Source organism: Rathayibacter sp. AY1D9, assembly GCF_002932395.1.
Taxonomy (GTDB): domain Bacteria; phylum Actinomycetota; class Actinomycetes; order Actinomycetales; family Microbacteriaceae; genus Rathayibacter.
Genome location: NZ_PSVQ01000015.1, coordinates 12666 through 32609 on the forward strand (window position 1 = coordinate 12666; position 19944 = coordinate 32609).

A 19944-nucleotide genomic window follows, 5' to 3' on the forward strand; every position below is an offset into this window, starting at 1 on the left:
CTCCTCCTTCTCGTCGCCGCGTCAGCGGCGACGGCCCTTCTTGTCGTCCTTCTCGTGACCGCGGAAGGTCCGAGTGGGGGCGAACTCGCCGAGCTTGTGGCCGACCATGGTCTCGGTCACGAACACGGGGATGTGCTTGCGACCGTCGTGGACCGCGATGGTGTGACCCAGCATCGCCGGGATGATCATCGAACGGCGCGACCAGGTCTTGATGACGTTCTTGTTGCCGGCTTCGTTGGCCGTGAACACCTTGCGGAGCAGGTGGTCGTCAACGAAGGGGCCCTTCTTGAGACTGCGAGGCATCTTCTACAACTCCTACTTGCGCTTCTTACCGGCGGTGCGGCGGCGAACGATGAGCTTGTCGCTCTCCTTGTTGGGGCGACGGGTGCGTCCCTCGGACTGACCCCACGGGCTGACCGGGTGGCGTCCACCGGAGGTCTTGCCCTCTCCACCACCGTGCGGGTGGTCGACCGGGTTCATCGCGACACCGCGGACGGTCGGGCGGACGCCCTTCCAGCGCATGCGGCCGGCCTTGCCCCAGTTGATGTTCGACTGCTCGGCGTTGCCGACCTCGCCGATCGTGGCGCGGCAGCGCGCATCGACGTTGCGGATCTCGCCCGACGGCAGGCGGAGCTGCGCGTAGGGGCCGTCCTTGGCGACGAGGCGGACCGAGGTGCCGGCCGAGCGGGCGAGCTTGGCGCCGCCTCCCGGCTTGATCTCGATGGCGTGGATGACCGTACCGGTCGGGATGTTGCGCAGCGGCAGGTTGTTGCCGGGCTTGATGTCGGCGCCGGCGCCCGACTCCACGACGTCGCCCTGCGAGAGCTTGTTCGGGGCCAGGATGTAGCGCTTGGTGCCGTCCACGAAGTGGAGCAGCGCGATGCGCGCCGTGCGGTTGGGGTCGTACTCGATGTGAGCGACCTTGGCGTTGACGCCGTCCTTGTCGTTGCGACGGAAGTCGATCAGACGGTACTGGCGCTTGTGGCCACCACCGATGTGACGCGTCGTGATGCGGCCGGAGTTGTTGCGGCCACCGGTCTTGGACAGCGGGCGCAGGAGCGACTTCTCAGGCGTCGAGCGGGTGATCTCGGCGAAGTCGGCAACGCTGGAGCCGCGGCGACCGGGGGTCGTGGGCTTGTACTTACGAATAGCCATTGTCTGTTTCCTCTACGCTTCTTCGGCTCAGCCGACGCTCGTGAAGATGTCGATGGAGCCGGACTTCAGCGTGACGATCGCGCGCTTGGTGTCCTTGCGCTTGCCGGTGCCGAACTTCGTGCGGCGGGTCTTGCCCTGGCGGTTCAGCGTGTTGATCGACGCGACCTCGACGCCGAAGATCTTCTCGATGGCGAGCTTGATCTCGGTCTTGTTCGAACGCGGGTCGACCACGAAGGTGTACTTGCCCTCGTCGATCAGGCCGTAGGACTTCTCCGAGACCACCGGGGAGATGATGACGTCGCGGGGGTCCTTGTTGAACGCGGCGGACTGGCTCATGCGTTCACCTCTTCCTTGTTGGACTCGACGCCCGACTTGGCCGCGATGAACGCGTCGAGCGCGCCCTTCGAGAACACGATGTCGTCGGAGACGAGCACGTCGTACGCGTTGAGCTGGTCGGCCGGCAGGATGTGCACGAACGGCACGTTGCGGAGCGAGAGCTCGGCGATGTAGTCGTCACGCTCGAGCACCACGAGGACGTTGCGCGATACCGAGAGGGCGTCGAGCAGGACGAGGACGTCCTTGGTCCGGGGGGTGTCGCCGAGGGCGAGGGACTCGACCACGTGGATGCGGGCACCGCGGGCGCGGTCCGAGAGAGCACCGAGCAGAGCCGCGGCGATCATCTTCTTGGGGGTGCGCTGCGCGTAGCTGCGGGGGGTCGGTCCGTGGACCACGCCACCGCCGGTCATGTGCGGGGCGCGGATCGAGCCCTGACGAGCGCGACCGGTTCCCTTCTGCTTGAACGGCTTGCGACCGGCTCCGGAGACCTCACCGCGGTTCTTCGTCTTGTGGGTTCCCTGGCGCGCCGCGGCGAGCTGGGCCACGACGACCTGGTGGATGAGGGGGATGTTGGTCTGGACGTCGAAGAGCGCGGCGGGGAGCTCGACCGAGCCCGCCTTCTGGCCCTTGACGTCGATGATGTCGACAGAGGTAGCCATGGAACTACGCTCCCTTCACGGCGTTGCGAACGAACACGAGGCGACCGCGGGCACCGGGGACGGCGCCCTTGACGAGCAGCAGGCCCTTCTCGGCGTCGACGGAGTGCACCTTGAGGTTGAGCACGGTGACGCGCTCGCCACCCATGCGACCGGCCATGCGCATGCCCTTGAAGACACGGCTGGGGGTCGAGGAGGCGCCGATGGAGCCGGGCTTGCGGTGGTTGCGGTGCGAACCGTGCGAAGCCGAGACGCCCTTGAAGTTGTGACGCTTCATGACGCCGGCGAAGCCCTTGCCCTTGCTGGTGCCGACGACGTCGACCTTGGTGCCGGCCTCGAAGACGGCGTCCACGGTCAGCTCCTGGCCTGCCGAGTAGTCGGCGGCGTCGGAGGTGCGGACCTCGGTGAGGTGGCGGCGGGGGGTGACGCCCGCGGCGTCGAAGTGACCGGCGGCGGGCTTGTTCACCTTGCGCGGGTCGATCGCACCGGCGGCGAGCTGGACGGCGGTGTAGCCGTCCTTCTCCTCCGTGCGGACCTGGGTCACGACGTTGGGGCTGATCTCGATGACGGTGACCGGCACGAGCTTGTTGTTCTCGTCCCAGACCTGGGTCATTCCGAGCTTGGTGCCGAGGAGGCCCTTGCTGGTCTTCAGCGTGGGGGAAACAGTGACAGACATGGTGGCACTCCTCCTTAGAGCTTGATCTCGATGTTGACGTCGGCCGGCAGGTCGAGGCGCATGAGCGAGTCGACGGCCTTGGGCGTCGGGTCGATGATGTCGATGAGGCGCTTGTGGGTGCGCATCTCGAAGTGCTCGCGGCTGTCCTTGTACTTGTGGGGAGAACGGATCACGCAGACCACGTTCTTCTCGGTCGGCAGCGGCACGGGGCCGACCACCGTTGCACCGGCACGGGTGACCGTGTCGACGATCTTGCGCGCCGACGTGTCGATGACCTCGTGGTCGTACGACTTCAGTCGGATGCGGATCTTCTGTCCCGCCATGTGTGATCTCTCACTCTCTTGTTATTGCGTCGTACGCGACTCCCCCGGCCGGAGCCGGACTCGTCTCGCATTGGACGCGCTCGCGAAGGAACTCCGGTGACCCGGAAAAGTGCAACCAGTGTTCTTCTGTCAAAAGCACCGCACCCTCGGGGCGCTCCAATCGGCGTGCAGAACGCACGACGCACGGAGAACCCGTTGAGATGTCGGTTGTTGTCGTTCTGCTACCCGCCGCCTCGACGTCGCATCCGCGCGGCCGCCCTCTCGGGTCGAGCCTCCGCGATGCCGTCTCGGCACTGCCTGGCAGTGTTCCCCTCCGAGCAGCACGCCGCCCGAGAAGAAATTTGAACTAGAAGAGTCTCCCACAGATGCCCCACCCCTGCAACCCGGGCGTGTCGCGCCGGAGGGCTCCTTCGCGAGCACGTCGTGACGGCCCCTGGGAGCCGGTCGCTCCGAGCAGCAGCGCGGGCCGGAGGGCCTCCCCCGCTACTCGAAGAGCAGCGCCCGGACGGCGGTCTCGGCCGACGCGGGGCGCGACGCGTCGATGGTCTCGCCGGCGCGGAAGTGGTCCAGAAGCCGCGGGTCGACGTAGCTGGCGCGGGCGACCGTCGGCGTGTTACCGAGCACGTCGGAGGCGTCGCGCATCGCCTGGGCGATCGCGGAGTTCCGAGCGCGCTGCGTGGCCTGCGGACCCGACTTCGCCAGGCTCAGCGCGGCCGCCACCGTGCCGTGCAGAGTGCGGAAGTCCTTCGCCGTGAAGTCGTCGCCGGCGCGCTCGCGCACGTAGTCGTTGATCTCGGGTGCCGAGATCGGCCGCCACTCCCGCCCGTCCTTCCAGGCGAGCAGGCGGGCGTTCGGCCCGCGACGCTTGAGTGCACGGACGACGCGCGAGAGGTCGTGGTCGAGGATCTCGCTCGTCCACGCCTGGTGGCTCTTCCCGGGGAAGGCGAGGGCGACCCGGTCCCCGTGGGTCGTGGCGTGCGCGCACAGGAGCGTCGAGAGGCCGATGCTGCCGTGCTCCTTCGCGTACCTCTCGCTGCCGACGCGGAGCGACCCGGTGTCGAGCATCCGGAAGGCGGTGGCCAGCGCGCGCTCGCGGCTGGGTCCGTCCGAGCGGAGGGCGATGGTCACGGCCCGGCGCGCCCCGGGCAGGGCCTCCGCGAGCCGCAGCGCCCGGTCGAACTTGATCCGGTCCTTCTGCTCGCGCCAGGTCGGATGGTAGATGTACTGGCGGCGGCCGGCCGAGTCGACGCCGGTGGCCTGGATGTGCCCGTTGGGGTACGGGGCGATCCAGACGTCCGTCCAGGCCGGCGGGATGCCGAGATGATCGAACCGCGCGCGCAGCTCCTTGTCGGCGACGGTCGCGCCCTTCGGGTCGCGGTAGCTGAAGCCGGAGCCCGCGCGCACCCGGGTGTAGCCGCGCCCGCTCGAATCGGTCCTGCGGAGTCGTTGCGCGCGAGTGTCAGCCATCGATCCGACGATAGGACGGCGGATCGGAGGCCCGCACCCGCTTGACGGTGGGGAGGAGCAGTCGGACGGCAGCCGCTACTCGTTGCCGATCCGCTTGTCGGCCTGGCGCTTCAGGTCCTCGATGCGGTCGTCGTACTTGCCGTTGGTGAGGCGGCTGGCGATCTCGCCCGCCTTCTCGAGGGTCTGGTCGGAGACCTGCTCGGCCTTCTCGCTCCGCAGCGCGTCCTGGGCCTTCCGGCTGTTGAGCAGTTCGCCGGCCTGGCGTCCGAGCTTCCCGAGATCCACGATGATGCCTCCTTGTAAACGCGCACAGGGCGGCGCGTGCCTCAGTGTGGCGCTCCCGGCTGGGGGAACGGTGCGGGCGCGCCGGTCAGCCGGCCAGTGCGATCACCTGCTCCGCCGCGTCTGCCAGGGCGCGGCCGTAGGAGGGACCGTGACCGGCGGCGTGGACGGCGAGCGGGTGCAGCTGGTGGAGCGGCACCCGCTCCTCGTAGCCGGCCCCCAGCGGATGCTGCTCGCGGTAGCCCTCGAGGACGGCGTCGAGGTGCGGAGCACCGAAGAGGGCCAGCATCGCGAGATCGGTCTCGCGGTGGCCCCCGTGAGCGGCGGGGTCGATCAGGACGGCGCCGTCCGCCGACCAGAGCACGTTGCCGGTCCAGAGATCCCCGTGGATCCTGGCGGGCCCCGCACCGTCGTCGAAGGCTCCGGCCGCCACCCGGTCCAGAGCCTGCTCGACGAGCCGCGACTCGGCTGCCGTGAGGTTGCCCGCCTCCACGGCGGGGCCGAGGAACGGCCGCACCCGCTGCTCCGCGTAGAAGCGCCCCCACGAGTCGTCCGGGCGGCACGGCATCTCGCGGCGGCCGATGTAGGCGGGGCCGGTCCATCCCGGGGGCGGCGCTCCGAAGGCCGCGGCTCCGGCGTCGTGCGTCCGGGCGAGCGCGGCGCCGAAGGCCCGAGCCGACTCGGCGGAGGGTCGCGCGGAGCGGATCTCCTCCAGCTCGATGCGCCCGGGCGACACCCTCTCCACCCCGACACAGCGCGCACCGCCGTCCGCCTCGCGCAGCCAGTCCAGGCCGGCCGCCTCCCACTCGAAGAACTGCGGGAGGGCACGGGGGTCGCTCTTCACGAAGGGCATGCCGCCACGCTAGCCGGGCGTCCCCGGGAACGACGAGAGGGGCCGCCCGCCGAAGCGGACGACCCCTCTCGAGAGATCAGTAGGACGGACCTACTTGATGATCTTGGTGACCGTACCGGCACCCACGGTGCGTCCACCCTCACGGATGGCGAAGCCGAGGCCCTCCTCCATGGCGATCGGCTGGATCAGCGCGACCGTCATGTCGGTGGTGTCGCCGGGCATGACCATCTCGGTGCCCTCGGGCAGCGTGATGACGCCGGTGACGTCGGTGGTGCGGAAGTAGAACTGCGGACGGTAGTTCGCGTAGAACGGGTTGTGACGCCCACCCTCATCCTTGGACAGGATGTACGCGGTGCCCTCGAAGTCCGTGTGCGGCGTGACCGAACCCGGCTTGACGACGACCTGGCCGCGCTCGACGTCCTCGCGCTTGGTGCCGCGGAGGAGCAGACCGCAGTTCTCGCCGGCCCAGGCCTCGTCGAGCTGCTTGTGGAACATCTCGATTCCGGTGACCGTGGTCTTCTGCGTCGGGCGGATGCCGACGATCTCGACCTCGGAGTTCAGAGCGAGGGTTCCACGCTCCGCACGGCCGGTGACGACGGTTCCACGACCGGTGATCGTGAAGACGTCCTCGATCGGCATGAGGAACGGCTTGTCCTTGTCGCGCACCGGGTCCGGGATGGACTCGTCGACCGCGTCCATCAGGTCGAGGATCGACTGGGTCCAGGTGTCGTCGCCCTCGAGGGCCTTGAGGCCGGAGACGCGCACGACGGGGGCGTCGTCGCCGGGGAAGCCCTGCGACGAGAGGAGCTCGCGGACCTCGAGCTCGACGAGCTCCAGGATCTCCTCGTCGTCCACCATGTCAGCCTTGTTCAGCGCGACGAGGAGGTAGGGGACGCCGACCTGCTTGGCGAGGAGGACGTGCTCACGGGTCTGAGCCATCGGGCCGTCGGTGGCGGCGACCACGAGGATCGCGCCGTCCATCTGGGCCGCGCCGGTGATCATGTTCTTGATGTAGTCGGCGTGACCCGGGGCGTCGACGTGCGCGTAGTGGCGCTTCGGCGTCTCGTACTCGACGTGCGAGATGTTGATCGTGATGCCGCGCTGGCGCTCCTCGGGAGCGGAGTCGATCGACGCGAAGTCACGCTGGACGTTGGTCGCGGACGGGAACTTGTCCGCCAGAACCTTCGAGATCGCCGCGGTGAGCGTGGTCTTTCCGTGGTCGACGTGACCGATGGTTCCGATGTTGACGTGCGGCTTGGTCCGCTCGAACTTGGCCTTAGCCACTGTGGGTCCTCCTCAGGACTTAGGTGCAAGCATCCGCATCCGGGCGGCCGCACGGGGCGGCACGAGGACAGGAGGACTTGCGGGGGTTTTGTGTACGTATGTTACCGGCAGTGGTCGTGCGGCCGTCCCGCTGCGACAGGGGGCGCGCTGCACTCGGCAGCAAACCCGCACGACACTACCAGGCCGCCGCCGTTCCGGGGAACGGCGACGGCCCAGGGGCGGAGCTACTCGCCCTTGTTCTTCTGGACGATCTCCTCGGCCACGGCCTTGGGGACCTCGGCGTAGGTCTCGAACGTCATCGAGTAGACGGCGCGGCCCGAGGTCTTCGAGCGCAGGTCTCCGATGTAGCCGAACATCTCGGACAGCGGGACGTTGGCCCGGATGACCTTGATGCCGGTGGCGTCCTCCATCGACTGGATCATCCCGCGACGCGAGTTGATGTCGCCGATGACGTCGCCCATGTACTCCTCGGGAGTACGGACCTCGACGGCCATGAGCGGCTCGAGGAGGACCGGCTGCGCCTTGCGCGAGGCCTCCTTGAACGCGATCGAGCCGGCGATCTTGAACGCCATCTCGGAGGAGTCGACGTCGTGCGCCGCTCCGTCGACCAGGGTCGCCTTCACGCCGACCATGGGGTAGCCGGCGAGCACGCCGACCTGCATGGCGTCGCGGATGCCCGCGTCGACGGAGGGGATGTACTCGCGCGGGACGCGGCCACCGGTGACGCCGTTGACGAACTCGTAGGTCTTGTCGGCCTCGACCTCCATCGGCTCGATGGTGATCTGGACCTTCGCGAACTGGCCGGAGCCACCCGTCTGCTTCTTGTGGGTGTAGTCGTACTTCTCGACCGTGCGGCGGATCGTCTCGCGGTACGCGACCTGGGGCTTGCCCACGTTGGCCTCGACGTTGAACTCGCGCTTCATGCGGTCGACCAGGATGTCGAGGTGCAGCTCGCCCATTCCCTTGATGACCGTCTGACCGGTCTCCTGGTTCTGCTCGGTGCGGAAGGTGGGGTCCTCCTCCGCGAGCTTCTGGATCGCGGTGCCGAGCTTCTCCTGGTCCGCCTTCGTCTTGGGCTCGATGGCGACCTCGATGACGGGCTCCGGGAAGGTCATCGACTCGAGCACGACCTGCGCGGCCGGGTCGCTCAGGGTGTCACCGGTGGTGGTGTCCTTGAGGCCGATGACGGCGTAGATGTGGCCGGCGGTGACCGAGTCGACCGGGTTCTCCTTGTTGGAGTGCATCTGGAAGATCTTGCCGATGCGCTCCTTCTTGCCCTTGGTCGAGTTGATGACCTGGGCGCCGGAGTCGAGCTTGCCCGAGTAGACGCGGACGTAGGTCAGGCGGCCGAAGAACGGGTGCACGGCGACCTTGAACGCGAGCGCCGAGAAGGGCTCGGTCGAGTCCGCGTGGCGCATGATGACCTTCTCCTCGTCGCGGACGTCGTGCGCCTCGATGGCGGGGACGTCGAGCGGGGAGGGGAGGTAGTCCACGACAGCGTCGAGCATCGGCTGGACGCCGCGGTTCTTGAACGCCGAGCCGCAGAGCACCGGGTAGATCTCGGAGTTGACGGTCATCTTGCGGATGGCGCCCTTGATCTCCGCGACGGTGAGCTCCTCGCCGCCGAAGTACTTCTCGAGCAGCTCGTCGGAGGTCTCCGCGACGGTCTCGAGGAGCTTCTCGCGGTACTCCGCCGCCTTGTCGGCGAGGTCGGCCGGGACCTCCTCGATCTCGTACTTCGCGCCGAGCGCGACGTCGCCCTTCGAGTCGCCGCGCCACGTGAGCGCGCGCATCTCGACCAGGTCGACGACGCCCTCGAAGGAGGACTCCGCGCCGATGGGCAGCTGGATGACCAGCGGCTTCGCGCCGAGGCGCTTGATGATCGTGTCGACCGTGTAGTAGAAGTCGGCGCCGAGCTTGTCCATCTTGTTGACGAAGCAGATGCGCGGGACGTCGTACTTGTCGGCCTGACGCCAGACGGTCTCGGACTGGGGCTCGACGCCCTCCTTGCCGTCGAAGACGGCGACGGCGCCGTCGAGGACGCGGAGCGAGCGCTCGACCTCGACCGTGAAGTCGACGTGACCGGGGGTGTCGATGATGTTGATCTGGTTCTTGTTCCAGAAGCAGGTCGTCGCGGCGGACGTGATCGTGATGCCGCGCTCCTGCTCCTGCGCCATCCAGTCCATCGTCGCGGCGCCGTCGTGGACCTCGCCGATCTTGTGCGTGATACCCGTGTAGAACAGGATGCGCTCGGTGGTGGTGGTCTTGCCGGCATCGATGTGGGCCATGATGCCGATGTTGCGGACCTTGTTCAGGTCGGTGAGCACATCTTGTGCCACGGAGTTCCTCCGATAGGTGATGGAGCCAGCGCACCGGGTTCATGGCCGAATGGCTGGGATTCTGGTGGTGGCGGTCGCCCGGTCGCGGGGATCGGGCGATCCGCCGCCGGGACCGGGCCCGCAGCGGTGACGCCGCGGGCCCGGTGGTCGCGGTCGCCCGGAGGCGGCCGCGGGGTGCGCTACCAGCGGTAGTGCGCGAAGGCCTTGTTCGACTCGGCCATCTTGTGGGTGTCCTCGCGACGCTTGACAGCGGCGCCCAGACCGTTCGACGCGTCGAGGATCTCGTTCATGAGACGCTCGGTCATCGTCTTCTCGCGACGGGCCTTCGCGTAGCTGGTGAGCCAGCGGAGCGCGAGGGTGTTGGCGCGGTGGGGCTTGACCTCGACCGGGACCTGGTAGGTCGAGCCGCCGACGCGGCGGCTGCGGACCTCGAGGGTCGGGCGGACGTTGTCGAGCGCCTTCTTGAGGGTGACGACCGCGTCCTGGCCGTTCTTGCCGGCGACGCCCTCGAGGGCACCGTAGACGATGCGCTCGGCGAGGCCCTTCTTGCCGTCCAGGAGGATCTTGTTGACGAGCTGGCTGACGATGGGGGCGCCGTAGACGGGGTCTGCGACGACGGGGCGCTTGGGAGCGGGGCCCTTACGAGGCATTACTTCTTCTCCATCTTCGCGCCGTACCGGCTGCGAGCCTGCTTGCGGTTCTTGACGGCCTGGGTGTCCAGGGCGCCGCGAACGATCTTGTAGCGGACACCGGGGAGGTCCTTGACGCGACCGCCGCGCACGAGCACCATCGAGTGCTCCTGCAGGTTGTGGCCCTCGCCGGGGATGTAGGCGGTGACCTCGGTGCCGTTGGAGAGCTTCACGCGGGCCACCTTGCGGAGGGCCGAGTTCGGCTTCTTGGGCGTGGTCGTGTAGACGCGCGTGCAGACGCCGCGCTGCTGGGGGTTGGCCTTCAGGGCGGGCGCCTTGGTCTTGGTGACCTTCGGCGTGCGTCCCTTGCGGACCAACTGCTGAATCGTTGGCACTGGTTTTGCTCCTTGAATGCTGCACGGTGACAGCGGATCGATGGTCGACATTCGGCCCTCCCGTCTCCGGGAACGGCCGAGTTCATCTGGACCCGACGCACCCCGCGGCCCCGCGAGCGGGACCGGGAGGGTGAGGGGTATGCCGTGGGGGCCGCCCGATCGGACGAACCCGCGGATCCTCGCGGACCCGGTGGAGCGAAGTGCGGCGACCGCATCGACCCGGAGGCACGACACGAGCGCACGGCAAAGCGCACACCCGAAGAACATTACGGGGAGTGACGGGGCCGGTCAACCGAGCGGCGTTCGCCCTGGGAGATGCCGCAGCGCCGCGACGAGCCGCGCCGGGACTCCGCCCTCACTCCCGCTCGTCGCCCTCCCAGCCCCAGTGAGGGCTGCGGCCGCCGGCGTCGCGACGGGCCAGGAGCAGGAGGAACACGAGCTGGACGGCCGCCGCGAGCACGCCGGTCGCGATCGCGAAGACAGTGGGGGCGTGGTCGAGGATCCAGCCGAGGATCTCCCCCGGCTCCTGGCGGCCGAGCCCGTAGAGCGCTCCGCCCGTGACGAGGAAGAGCAGGTAGACGACGACCCCGGTCAGCAGCGTCGGGCCGAGGACGCGGTGGACGGCGGGACGGGCGGCGAGGGTCACCATCGCGACCAGCACGGCGACGACGCAGACCGCCACCGACACCGGCCCCAGCAGCGGACCGGCGTCGCGCTCGGGCACGACGTCCTGGTCCAGCAGGAGGCTGAGGACCCCGAACGCGCACACGACCAGGGCGAGGTAGAGGAACGCGGCGAAGCCGGCCAGCGCGAGGCCGTAGCCCAGACCGGCTCCGCGGCCCTGCCCCTGCCCCTCCGGAGTCACGACTGCGCGGCCGCTTCGCGCTCGGCGTTGCGGCGCTTGACGCCCCGGGCGCGGGCCGCGATCGCGGCGCCGCCCCAGACGCTCGCCTCCCGGCCGAGGACGCCGGCGGCGAGGACCGCCGCGAGGACGGCGGGATCGCGGACGTAGTCGAGCGCGAGGGAGCGGTCGATCGGCAGGGCGAGCGGTCCGACGGCGCTCCAGCCGCCGACCAGCGCGGCCGCGGCCGTGAGGAGGGCGACGAGGAAGCCGCCGAGGACGTAGGCCCACCAGCCCGCGCGGTTCACGACCAGCACGATCAGCGCCAGGCCGACGAGGAACGCGGCCACCGGGGCGAGGAAGAGCGCGGTCGGCGCAGCGTCGAGCGCGAGGGCGACCGGGTCGCCGCCGACGCGGTCGACCAGCAGGCGGATCGCCGTCAGGGCGACGAGGTACAGGACGGCGAAGACCGCGGTCGTCAGGAGGGCGAGCGCGAGGCCCGCGAGGCGGTTGCCGGAGCGCCGGACCGGCTCGGGCTCGGCCTCGACCGGCCCGAGGGCGCTGGGGGCTGACGCCGCGACGGCCGGGGCGACGGGCTCGACGGTCGGCTGCCGGCCCGTCACGGGTTCGGGCCAGACGTACTCCCGGGTCGGCTGGGGTCCGGTTCCGCCGGACGTCTCGGTCGCGGAGGGGATCCGCGTGGTCTCGGCGTCGCTGCTCCAGGTCACCCGGACAGCATAGGCACGCCTTCCGCCGCGCCCGGTGCGCCGCGCGGCTCCCCGTCGACGGGGGACAGCGCCGACCGTCTACTCGAGCGGGTGGAGGAGGCGGTGCAGGAACTGCCGGGTGCGAGTCTCTCGCGGCTCACGGAGGATCTGCGCAGGGGCGCCCCGCTCGACGACCACGCCGTCGGCCATGAAGACGACCTCCGAGGCCACCTGCCGGGCGAACTCGAGCTCGTGCGTCACGACGAGCATGGTCCAGCCCTCCCCCGCCAGCTCCCGCATCAGCGAGAGCACGTCGCCGACCAGCTCCGGGTCCAGCGCCGAGGTGGGCTCGTCGAAGAGGAGCAGATCGGGCCGCAGCGCGAGCGCCCGGACGATGCCCACGCGCTGCTGCTGACCGCCGGAGAGCTCGAAGGGGTAGGCGCTCCCCCGGCCGCCGAGGCCGACGCGCTCGAGCAGGCGCTCCGCCTCCGGGACCACCTCGGACGCGGGACGGCGCTGCACTCGCAGCGGCCCCTCCGTCACGTTCTGGAGGACGGTCAGGTGCGGGAAGAGGTTGAAGTGCTGGAAGACCATCGCGGAGTGGTCGCGCAGCCCGGTCAGCGCCTTCCGTCCGACGCCGCGGTCGAAGTCGAGGACGCTGCCGTCGGCGAGCTCGACCACCCCGCCGTCCGGCACCTCGAGGCTGTTCAGCGAGCGCAGGACGGTGGTCTTGCCCGAGCCGGACGGCCCGATCAGGGCGACGACCTCGCCGCGATGGACCTCCAGGTCGATGCCGCGCAGCACCTCCACCCCGCCGAACGACTTGCGGAGGCCGCGGGCCGTGAGCACGGGCCGGGCGTCGGTCGGAGTGTCAGCGGGCGACATAGCGGTCCAATCGCTTCTCGAGCAGGCCCTGGCCGCTGGAGAGCACCAGGCAGATGAGCCAGTAGATCAGAGCGGCCTCGAGGTAGAGGAGCATGAACTCGCTCGACGCGGTGGCGATCTTCTGCGCCTGCCGGAAGAGCTCGGTCACCAGGATGAGGGAGGCCAGCGAGGTGTCCTTCACCAGCGAGATGAAGGTGTTCGACAGCGGCGGGACGGAGACGCGCGCGGCCTGCGGGAGGATGATGCGCCGCAGCGAGAGCGAGCGGCTCATGCCGATCGTGTGCGCCGCCTCCCACTGCCCCTTCGGGACGCTGAGGATCGCCGCGCGGATCACCTCCGCCGCGTAGCCGCCCACGTTGAGGGCGAACGCGATGGTGGCGCTGGGCCAGGGATCGATCTTCAGTCCGAGGCTCGGCAGCCCGTAGAAGATCACGAACAGCTGCACCAGGAGCGGCGTGCCCCGGATGACGGAGATGTAGGCACGCGCGATCCAGGAGAGGATCCGCACCCGCGAGAGCCGCATCAGGGCGACCGCCAGCGCGAGCACGAGCCCGATGGCGAAGCTCGCCAGCGCGAGCGGGATCGTCCCGACGATGCCCCCGGAGAGGATCGGCCAGAACGACCGGAGGACGAGGTCCATTGTGTTCTCCCGCCTTCGCGGGAGGATCCGCGATCGGCTCGATCGGGTGGTGGCGTCGGGGGCGGATCGTGTCCGCCTCCTGGGGAATGCTGGCACGCTTCGCGCCGGGGCGGGCGCCCTTGCGGGCGGACCCGCTGCCTGAGCCGCTCCGCCGCTCCCCCGCGACGGGACCGCTCACGCACGAGACGGCCCCTCCCGGAAGGGGAGGAGCCGCCTCGGGGTGGGGCTACTGGGAGACGTCGGCTCCGAAGTAGCGCTCGGAGATGGAGGCGAGGGTGCCGTCCTCGCGCAGCTCGTCGAGGGCGGAGTCGACGGCCTCGACGAGGCCGTCCGAGCCCTTCGGGAAGGTGAAGGCGCTCTCGGAGGTGTCGTCGGTGGTGACGGCGACCTTGAGCCCCGCGGCCTGGTCGGGGTAGGTCGTGGACCAGTCGAGCCAGGTGAGGCGGTCGTTCACGGTCGCGTCGACGCGGCCCTGCTCGACGAGGGCGATGGCCTGCGCCCAGCCCTCGACGCCCTCGACCTCGGCGCCGTTCTCCTGCGCGACGGTGTACCAGTTGCTCGAGAGCGACTGCGCGGTGGTCTTGCCGGAGAGGCCGGCGAGGTCGGTGATCGAGGTGTCGCTCGAGGGGACGATCACGACGCCGGGGCTGACCGAGTACGGCTCCGAGAAGTCGTACTTCGCCTCGCGCTCGTCGTTGATCGAGACCTGATTCGCGATCACGTCGAAGCGCGCTCCGTCCAGGCCCGCGAACATCGCGTCCCACTGCGTCTCCTGGAAGTCGGGCTCGACGCCCAGCTTCTCGGCCACGGCGGTGATCACGTCGACGTCGTAGCCGGTGAGAGCTCCGGTCCCGCCGTCGGCGTGGAAGGAGAAGGGCGGGTAGGTGCCCTCGGTGCCGATGGTGAGCTTCCCCGAGTCCTCGACCTCGGCCAGGGTCAGACCGGAGCTGGCGGAGGCGGTTCCCTCGCCGCTCGAGCCGGAGACCACGTCGTCGGTCGAGGCGGGCGCGCAGCCGGCGAGGACCAGGGCGGCGGCGGCGGCGGTCGTGCCGAGCAGGACGCGCAGGGAGGTGCGGGCGGAGAGGGTCACGGTGTTGTCCTTCGGTGCATCACGGAGTCGTGGCGGTCCCGCTGCGCCGGATGCGGCGCGGGGATCGACGAGGGGACGGGTCGTCCCGGGGCGGACCGCTGCTCGGCGGAACCGCCCGGAGTGACGATAACCAGTGGAGGGGGCGGCCCTATTCCCGGATGTCGCCGTGTGACGCCGGGAGTCCGGCCAGGAAGTGCTCGGTACCGGCGACCTCGTCGCTCGTGAGGCCCGTCGCCGACTCCGGACGCACCAGGTGGAAGGGGGTGCTCTGCTCGCGGGCCCAGTCGTAGGCGTCCTCGTGGAGGTTGTCGTCGATCCACACCACGGCGTCGATCGCGCCGCGCTCGGCGGCCGCCTCCAACCACACCGCGATGGGCTGGAGCTTGCCCGTCCGGCCCGAGAACCGCGGGTCGCGCGGGAGGCCGCCGTCGAAGACGATCGCCTCCGTGCCCGCCGGCAGCCCGAGGTCCTGGGCGAGGACCCGCGTCAAGCGCGGCGGCCAGGTCGTGGCCCACACGATCGTGCCGACCGCGGCCAGGCGGGCGACGAGCGCCGCCCGCTCCGGCTCGAGCTCCAGGCGGTGCGAGCCCGAGGCGCGATCGCTGCGGACGGAGGGGTTCAGGACGCCGTCGACGTCGAGCAGGATCAGGGCGGCCATGCCTGTCACCGTAGCGGCGGAGGAGAGGGTCGCGCGAGGAGCGCTAGCGTGACGGGATGCCTCCGTCCCTCGTGCTGCCGGACGGCCGCACGGCGGCGCTGGAACCCGATCCGCTGCGGCCGGAGGCGCTGCTGCTCACGGTCGACGGCGCGGAGCAGTCGCTGATCGATCCGGGCGATCCCCGGGCTCTGCACCTCGAGTACCTCGCGCGCCTCGGCGCGGTGGTCGACGCCGCCGCCCCTCCCGGCGAGCCGCTGCGCGTGCTGCACCTCGGAGCCGGAGCCCTGGCCCTGGCCCGGTACGTCGCCGCGACCCGGCCGGGCTCCGAGCAGCTCGCGGTGGAGAGCGCGGTAGGACTCGTGGAGTTCGTGCTCGAGCACGCGCCGCTCCCCCGCGGCGCGCGCGTCCGACTCCTCACGGCCGACGCCGCAGGGCCCCTGCCGCCCTGGAGCGCCGACCTCGTCGTGCTCGACGTCTACGACGGGGACGAGATCCCGGAGCCGTTCTACCGCGCGTCCGTCCTCGCTCCGCTCGCCGCCCGGGTCGGCGCCGACGGGCTCCTCGCGGTCAACGTCGCCGACGACGCCGACCACCGGAGGCTGGACCGCCTGCGCGGGGTCGTCCGGGAGCTGCTCCCGGTCACCGCAGCGGTCGGATCGACGGCCTTCGTCGAGGGGCGCACCGGCGGGAACGCGATCCTGCTCGCCTCAGGCTCGGCGCTCGCCGACCACGTCGCCGGCCGCCTGCTGCGCGCCGGCCCGCACCCGGTCTCCGCCGCGGCGGATGGCGACGTCGTGGTCGCCGAGGTGGCGGTAGAAGTCGACCCGTGAGTCGAGAGTGACGCCGGTCTCGAGGTACTTGGCGCGGATCCGCTTGATGTAGGTGCGGACGGTGTGCTCGGCGACGCTGAGGTCGACCGCGACGGTGCGGACCGCGGCACCCGCTCCGTAGGCGCGCATCACACGGCTCTCCTGCGGGCTCAGCACCGGGCGGCGCTCCTCGCGCCCGTGCACGAGCCGGTGGCGGGCGGTGTCCGAGATCCAGGTGCGACCAGAGGCGACCGAGACGACCGCCGCCGCGAGCTCGCTGGGGTCGTCGCCCTTCCAGACGTACGCCGCCCTCTCCCGTCGCAGCACGGCCCGCACCGGCTCCAGGGAGTCGGAGGAGGAGAGCACGACGAGGCCGACGGTCCGGGCCGCCGCACGCTCGAGGGTGTCGGCCACCTCCTCGCCGGGCACGCCGTCCAGGTCGAGGACCGCGATGCGGTCGACGCCCTCCTCGTCGTGCGAGAACTGCGGCAGCAGCTGCGCGAGCAGCGCCTGCAGCGCGGCACGCTCGATCGCTGGTCCGTCGACGACGGCCAGCGTGAACCGATCGAATCCGGTCACGGGGGTCCCCTAGCAGGGGCAGGTTCGGGTCCGCCCCGGCTGCACCGTAGCGGTCCGCGACGTCGTCGTGCACGTGATGGGACATTCCGTCTCAGTGGGAGGACGCCCCAGAGCACTCCGGATCGGCTCACGGAGCGCGTGGAGGACCACCCGCGGCACCGTCTCCGGCTAGTGTCCCTCTCCATGGACGACAGCGCAGAGGGCTCCCGGCGGGCCCGGAGGATCCCCGCGGAGCAGGTCCGCAGCCGCATGATCGCCACGGCGCGCGACGTCGTCTCGAACCACGGCCTCACGGTGAGCTTCGCGCACCTGCCCATGGAGGAGTACATCCGCCTGGCCGGCGTGCCGCGCAGCTCCGTCTACCGGATCTGGAGCACGCGCGAGGAGTTCGTGGCCGACCTGGTCGGCGAGGTCTTCGTGCGGGACCGGTACGCGGAGGGCGCCGATCCCGAGGCCCAGCAGGAGATGCGCAAAGTCTACGAGCGCTCCACCGATCTGCTCTCCACGGCCGCCGGCCGCCGCCGGGTCGCCTGGGAGACCATCCGCATCGGCGCGCGGGCCAATGCCGAATCGCTCCGCCGCTCCGCCGACTGGTCGTCGTACAACGCGCTGCTCACCTGCACCTTCTCGATGGAGGAGGGGCCTGCACGCGACGCCGTGCGCGCCACGGCGAAGCGGATCGAGGGCATGCTCACGCGCCGGATGCGCGACTTCTACGAGGAGACGCTGCAGGTCTTCGGCGGGACGATGCGCCCGGGATTCACGACGCTCCAGCTCGCCCACCTCACCGCGATCGTGATCGACGGGCTCGCCCACCGCGGCCGGCTCCTCGACGACGACCTCGACGCTCCGGTGACCGCCCCCGGCCTCGACGGCGAGCCGGTCGAGTGGACCCTGGCGGCCTGGACGATCCGCTCGATCGTCGACGGGATGCTGGAGCCGGTCGCGGAGGACTGAGCGGACCACGCGACCCGGATCACTCGTCCGGTTCGGTGAACCCGTCGATCAGCAGCAGCACCGACACCACCGCCAGTGACGGTCCGTCGGGATCGGCCGGGTCGAGCGGGCCGGTCACCAGCTCCGGTGCCGCGATCCGCGCGATGCACAGACCCTCGATCAGGGCCGAGACGGCGGAGGCGAGAGCGGCGGCGCCGCGGTCCGGGCGCAGCCGGAGCCCCGCCTCGGCGAGGGTGTGCTCGTAGTACTTCGCCATGTTGTCGATGAAGTGCAGCTGGCGGGACCGCAGAGCGGATCCGATGGCGGTCCGCGCCGGCTCCTCGTGCGAGCCCACCGCGCCGGCGAGAGCGATGAAGTTGCGCCAGTGCTGCGACGAGAAGATGTTGTCGACGTTCGCGTCGACGGCGACCCGGACGGAGGCGATCAGGGCCTCGCGGCGCTGCGCCGGGGTCGGCTCGGGGTCGAGGCTGCGGTGGAGGTGGGAGTTCCCGGCCCGCAGGGACGGCTGGTCGAGGCGGGTGGCGAGGACCCGCTCCGGGATCGCGGCGATCAGCTCGTCGTAGAACGACTGGCGAGTGGGCCAGATCCGGTAGACGGTGCTGCGCGGAACACCCGCCGAGCGGATGACGTCCTCGAGGGGCAGGTGGGCGACTCCGACGCGCAGGCCCTCGGCGCGGACGACCGCGAGAGCGGCGTCCAGCAGGCGGGTGCGGACCTGCTCGCGGGTCAGGCGGGGAGGACGCGCCGGCTCCTCCGCATCGAGGGGGTCGTCGCTCATCAGGCCTCCGGCGCCGGGATGCACGGAGGAGCCTCCGACATCTGCTGTCCAGCCGAGCGTACCCGGAGGGAGCGCGGAACGTGAGAGGAGATCGGAGACGGGCGCGGCCCGCGCATGCGGCTCGGGTGCCGCGCGGGCCGCGCTGCCTGTCCCCCAGGCGGCCTCCCCATGGGCCGGTCCGACCGTATGCTTCCCGACAGACGTCCGTCAACTGACGCGACATGGTGTCTCCTCGGCGGTGTCCGCCGACCGGTCACGAGGACCGCCTCCGGGACTCCTCCGCCGCCGGGAGCGCCCTCGCCGCGGTCTGCGCTCGAGAGGCGTGCGGAGCGGACAGCTCGCCCGCGACGACGTCCGACACGACGACGGTGGCGTGCTCGACGAGGTCGACGTTCCGGGTCAGCCGCGCGTGGTGGCACGGGCTCGCGTCGACGTCGACCACGAGCTTCGCGAAGCGCAGAGCATCGCCGAGCCGCGCGAACGGCGAGAGCTCGGCGACGAGGGACGGCACGTCCGCCGCGGCGAGGTAGGTGTAGCGGCAGGTCGAGACCACGTAGTCGTCGACTCCGGCCGTCGCCGATCCGGTCGCGACCATGATGTCGCCGAGGTCGACCGGCGCGGTGGCGAGGCCGAGCGCCACCGCGGCGGTCACCTGGATGTCACCCACCAGTGCCGTCACGTGCACGCCGGCGGGCCAGGGCGGCAGGGAGCCGAGCTCGGTCGATCCCGTCCGCAGGCCCTTGCCCGCCGCCGAGGCGAGGGCGTCGATCATCGGCACTCCCGTGCACTCCCCCGCGTGCTCGGCGTCCTCCGAGACGGCGTCCCCGCAGGAGGCGAGCATCGCCGAGACGCTCAGCCGGCTGTGCGGGTCCAGTCCTGCGATCACCGCGGGGCTGACCTGGCCGGAGTCGTCGACCATTCGTCCGAGGCGCTCCGCGACGTCGGATCCCGTGTTCGGGGTGCCGAAGGTGAGGACGGACGAGACCATCGAGGCGACGGCGGTCCCGTCGACCGAGCCGCTCAGCGCCTGGCGGGCGGCGAGCCCTCCCATCGAGTGCGCGACGACGACGGCGCGGTGCCCGGTCGCGGAGACGAGGCAGGCGATCGAGGAGGCGAGCGCGTCGCTGATCCCCGGGTCGGTGACCCAGCGCGCGGCGAGCCGGCGGTAGTCGAAGGTGTAGACCGCGGCGCCGTCGATCTGCTGCAGCCGGCCGAGGAGGGACGGCTCGGGAGCGTCGAGCGGAGCGGTCGCCGACTCCGACGACACCATGTCGACGAGATGGGAGAAGGCCCCTGTGCGGTCGGCGTCGTGCGTCGCCGTGCCCAGCCAGCCGTGCAGCATCACGATGGGGACCAGCGCGGCGGCGGAGCGCGGCCGGACGTCGTCGCCCGCGAGCACGGGAGCCAGCTCCGCGACGCCGCAGGACGAGGGTGCGACCGCCTCTGCCGCCTCCGCCCGCCCCGCGGGCACCACGACGACGCCGACCACCACGAGCAGTGCGGCCAGCACGACGATCACGAGTCTCATCCGCGCATTTCCTCACGTGCCGCGACCAGGACGGGGAACGGGTACAGGCTCGACCCGACGAGCACCCATCGAGTCAA

Annotated in this window: 23 protein-coding genes; 1 reads left to right on the top strand and 22 read right to left on the bottom strand. The window is 70.7% G+C overall.

The features are described 5' to 3' along the window. Positions 1-21 precede the first annotated feature (21 nt). The 20 genes from rpsS to C5C50_RS08330 form a co-directional block, all read right to left on the bottom strand. Entirely contained in the window at positions 22-303 is a 282-nt protein-coding gene (gene rpsS / locus C5C50_RS08235; RefSeq protein ID WP_055787078.1) for a 30S ribosomal protein S19, read from the bottom strand. A gap of 12 nt (positions 304-315) precedes the next feature. Beyond that, positions 316-1155, bottom strand: a complete 840-nt coding sequence (rplB, locus tag C5C50_RS08240; protein ID WP_068251462.1) for a 50S ribosomal protein L2 — start codon at positions 1153-1155, stop codon at positions 316-318. Positions 1156-1182: 27 nt separating this feature from the next. After that, entirely contained in the window at positions 1183-1491 is a 309-nt protein-coding gene (gene rplW, locus C5C50_RS08245; protein ID WP_068209445.1) for a 50S ribosomal protein L23, read from the bottom strand. Further along, positions 1488-2150 carry a 50S ribosomal protein L4 gene (rplD, locus tag C5C50_RS08250; protein WP_104224565.1) on the bottom strand — a complete coding sequence of 221 codons (663 nt, stop codon included), beginning with the start codon at positions 2148-2150 and terminating at the stop codon, positions 1488-1490. Before rplD ends, rplW begins: the two co-directional genes overlap by 4 nt. 4 nt (positions 2151-2154) lie before the next feature. Next, positions 2155-2823 (bottom strand): 50S ribosomal protein L3, encoded by a 669-nt coding sequence (rplC, locus tag C5C50_RS08255; RefSeq protein ID WP_104224566.1) that lies wholly within the window; start codon positions 2821-2823, stop codon positions 2155-2157. A gap of 14 nt (positions 2824-2837) precedes the next feature. Then, positions 2838-3146: a 30S ribosomal protein S10 gene (rpsJ, locus tag C5C50_RS08260; protein ID WP_005050520.1), complete on the bottom strand. Its 309-nt coding sequence runs from the start codon at positions 3144-3146 to the stop codon at positions 2838-2840. Positions 3147-3629: 483 nt separating this feature from the next. Then, positions 3630-4613, bottom strand: coding sequence for a DNA topoisomerase IB (locus C5C50_RS08265; RefSeq protein WP_104224567.1), 984 nt, complete (start codon positions 4611-4613; stop codon positions 3630-3632). A 75-nt stretch (positions 4614-4688) separates the two neighbouring features. Continuing rightward, positions 4689-4898 (bottom strand): antitoxin, encoded by a 210-nt coding sequence (locus C5C50_RS08270; RefSeq protein WP_159939075.1) that lies wholly within the window; start codon positions 4896-4898, stop codon positions 4689-4691. Between the two features lie 85 nt (positions 4899-4983). After that, entirely contained in the window at positions 4984-5748 is a 765-nt protein-coding gene (locus C5C50_RS08275) for a fructosamine kinase family protein (RefSeq protein ID WP_104224569.1), read from the bottom strand. 90 nt (positions 5749-5838) lie between these two features. After that, a complete protein-coding gene (gene tuf, locus C5C50_RS08280; RefSeq protein ID WP_104224570.1) occupies positions 5839-7032 on the bottom strand; it encodes an elongation factor Tu in 1194 nt (397 codons plus the stop codon). A gap of 224 nt (positions 7033-7256) precedes the next feature. Continuing rightward, positions 7257-9371: an elongation factor G gene (gene fusA, locus C5C50_RS08285; protein WP_104273240.1), complete on the bottom strand. Its 2115-nt coding sequence runs from the start codon at positions 9369-9371 to the stop codon at positions 7257-7259. Between the two features lie 179 nt (positions 9372-9550). Next, positions 9551-10021, bottom strand: a complete 471-nt coding sequence (gene rpsG, locus C5C50_RS08290; protein ID WP_068251443.1) for a 30S ribosomal protein S7 — start codon at positions 10019-10021, stop codon at positions 9551-9553. Beyond that, entirely contained in the window at positions 10021-10395 is a 375-nt protein-coding gene (rpsL, locus tag C5C50_RS08295; RefSeq protein WP_011186743.1) for a 30S ribosomal protein S12, read from the bottom strand. Before rpsL ends, rpsG begins: the two co-directional genes overlap by 1 nt. 355 nt (positions 10396-10750) lie before the next feature. Continuing rightward, on the bottom strand, positions 10751-11260 hold the full coding sequence (locus tag C5C50_RS08300; RefSeq protein ID WP_104273241.1) for a DUF6121 family protein: 510 nt from the start codon (positions 11258-11260) through the stop codon (positions 10751-10753). Further along, on the bottom strand, positions 11257-11964 hold the full coding sequence (locus C5C50_RS16950; RefSeq protein ID WP_181133904.1) for a hypothetical protein: 708 nt from the start codon (positions 11962-11964) through the stop codon (positions 11257-11259). Before C5C50_RS16950 ends, C5C50_RS08300 begins: the two co-directional genes overlap by 4 nt. A 78-nt stretch (positions 11965-12042) precedes the next feature. Next, on the bottom strand, positions 12043-12828 hold the full coding sequence (locus C5C50_RS08310) for an amino acid ABC transporter ATP-binding protein (RefSeq protein WP_104273242.1): 786 nt from the start codon (positions 12826-12828) through the stop codon (positions 12043-12045). Further along, a complete protein-coding gene (locus C5C50_RS08315; protein WP_104224574.1) occupies positions 12815-13468 on the bottom strand; it encodes an amino acid ABC transporter permease in 654 nt (217 codons plus the stop codon). The genes C5C50_RS08310 and C5C50_RS08315 overlap by 14 nt, the downstream gene beginning before the upstream one ends. A 226-nt stretch (positions 13469-13694) precedes the next feature. Further along, entirely contained in the window at positions 13695-14558 is an 864-nt protein-coding gene (locus C5C50_RS08320; RefSeq protein ID WP_374954500.1) for an amino acid ABC transporter substrate-binding protein, read from the bottom strand. 148 nt (positions 14559-14706) lie between these two features. Continuing rightward, the gene (locus tag C5C50_RS08325; RefSeq protein WP_104273243.1) at positions 14707-15216 is read right to left on the bottom strand and encodes an HAD domain-containing protein; all 510 of its coding nucleotides are present in this window, start codon (positions 15214-15216) and stop codon (positions 14707-14709) included. A gap of 707 nt (positions 15217-15923) precedes the next feature. Continuing rightward, the gene (locus tag C5C50_RS08330; RefSeq protein WP_104255699.1) at positions 15924-16604 is read right to left on the bottom strand and encodes a LuxR C-terminal-related transcriptional regulator; all 681 of its coding nucleotides are present in this window, start codon (positions 16602-16604) and stop codon (positions 15924-15926) included. A gap of 183 nt (positions 16605-16787) precedes the next feature. Between C5C50_RS08330 and C5C50_RS08335 the strand changes: the two genes are divergently transcribed. Further along, a complete protein-coding gene (locus C5C50_RS08335) occupies positions 16788-17561 on the top strand; it encodes a hypothetical protein (RefSeq protein WP_146085876.1) in 774 nt (257 codons plus the stop codon). Between the two features lie 19 nt (positions 17562-17580). Here the strand turns inward: C5C50_RS08335 and C5C50_RS08340 are convergent, their stop codons facing one another. Next, complete coding sequence (locus C5C50_RS08340; RefSeq protein ID WP_104247591.1) at positions 17581-18339, bottom strand: TetR/AcrR family transcriptional regulator; 759 nt, start codon at positions 18337-18339, stop codon at positions 17581-17583. Positions 18340-18592: 253 nt separating this feature from the next. Continuing rightward, complete coding sequence (locus C5C50_RS08345; protein WP_104273245.1) at positions 18593-19867, bottom strand: triacylglycerol lipase; 1275 nt, start codon at positions 19865-19867, stop codon at positions 18593-18595. Positions 19868-19944 lie beyond the last annotated feature (77 nt).

Bases quoted from the DNA above. Each gene is read 5' to 3' on its own strand.
- rpsS (WP_055787078.1), bottom strand. From the start codon at position 303: ATGCCTCGCAGTCTCAAGAAGGGCCCCTTCGTTGACGACCACCTGCTC.
- rplB (WP_068251462.1), bottom strand. From the start codon at position 1,155: ATGGCTATTCGTAAGTACAAGCCCACGACCCCCGGTCGCCGCGGCTCC.
- rplW (WP_068209445.1), bottom strand. From the start codon at position 1,491: ATGAGCCAGTCCGCCGCGTTCAACAAGGACCCCCGCGACGTCATCATC.
- rplD (WP_104224565.1), bottom strand. From the start codon at position 2,150: ATGGCTACCTCTGTCGACATCATCGACGTCAAGGGCCAGAAGGCGGGC.
- rplC (WP_104224566.1), bottom strand. From the start codon at position 2,823: ATGTCTGTCACTGTTTCCCCCACGCTGAAGACCAGCAAGGGCCTCCTC.
- rpsJ (WP_005050520.1), bottom strand. From the start codon at position 3,146: ATGGCGGGACAGAAGATCCGCATCCGACTGAAGTCGTACGACCACGAG.
- C5C50_RS08265 (WP_104224567.1), bottom strand. From the start codon at position 4,613: ATGGCTGACACTCGCGCGCAACGACTCCGCAGGACCGATTCGAGCGGG.
- C5C50_RS08275 (WP_104224569.1), bottom strand. From the start codon at position 5,748: ATGCCCTTCGTGAAGAGCGACCCCCGTGCCCTCCCGCAGTTCTTCGAG.
- rpsG (WP_068251443.1), bottom strand. From the start codon at position 10,021: ATGCCTCGTAAGGGCCCCGCTCCCAAGCGCCCCGTCGTCGCAGACCCC.
- C5C50_RS08310 (WP_104273242.1), bottom strand. From the start codon at position 12,828: ATGTCGCCCGCTGACACTCCGACCGACGCCCGGCCCGTGCTCACGGCC.
- C5C50_RS08315 (WP_104224574.1), bottom strand. From the start codon at position 13,468: ATGGACCTCGTCCTCCGGTCGTTCTGGCCGATCCTCTCCGGGGGCATC.
- C5C50_RS08325 (WP_104273243.1), bottom strand. From the start codon at position 15,216: ATGGCCGCCCTGATCCTGCTCGACGTCGACGGCGTCCTGAACCCCTCC.
- C5C50_RS08335 (WP_146085876.1), top strand. From the start codon at position 16,788: ATGGACGACAGCGCAGAGGGCTCCCGGCGGGCCCGGAGGATCCCCGCG.
- C5C50_RS08340 (WP_104247591.1), bottom strand. From the start codon at position 18,339: ATGAGCGACGACCCCCTCGATGCGGAGGAGCCGGCGCGTCCTCCCCGC.
- C5C50_RS08345 (WP_104273245.1), bottom strand. From the start codon at position 19,867: ATGAGACTCGTGATCGTCGTGCTGGCCGCACTGCTCGTGGTGGTCGGC.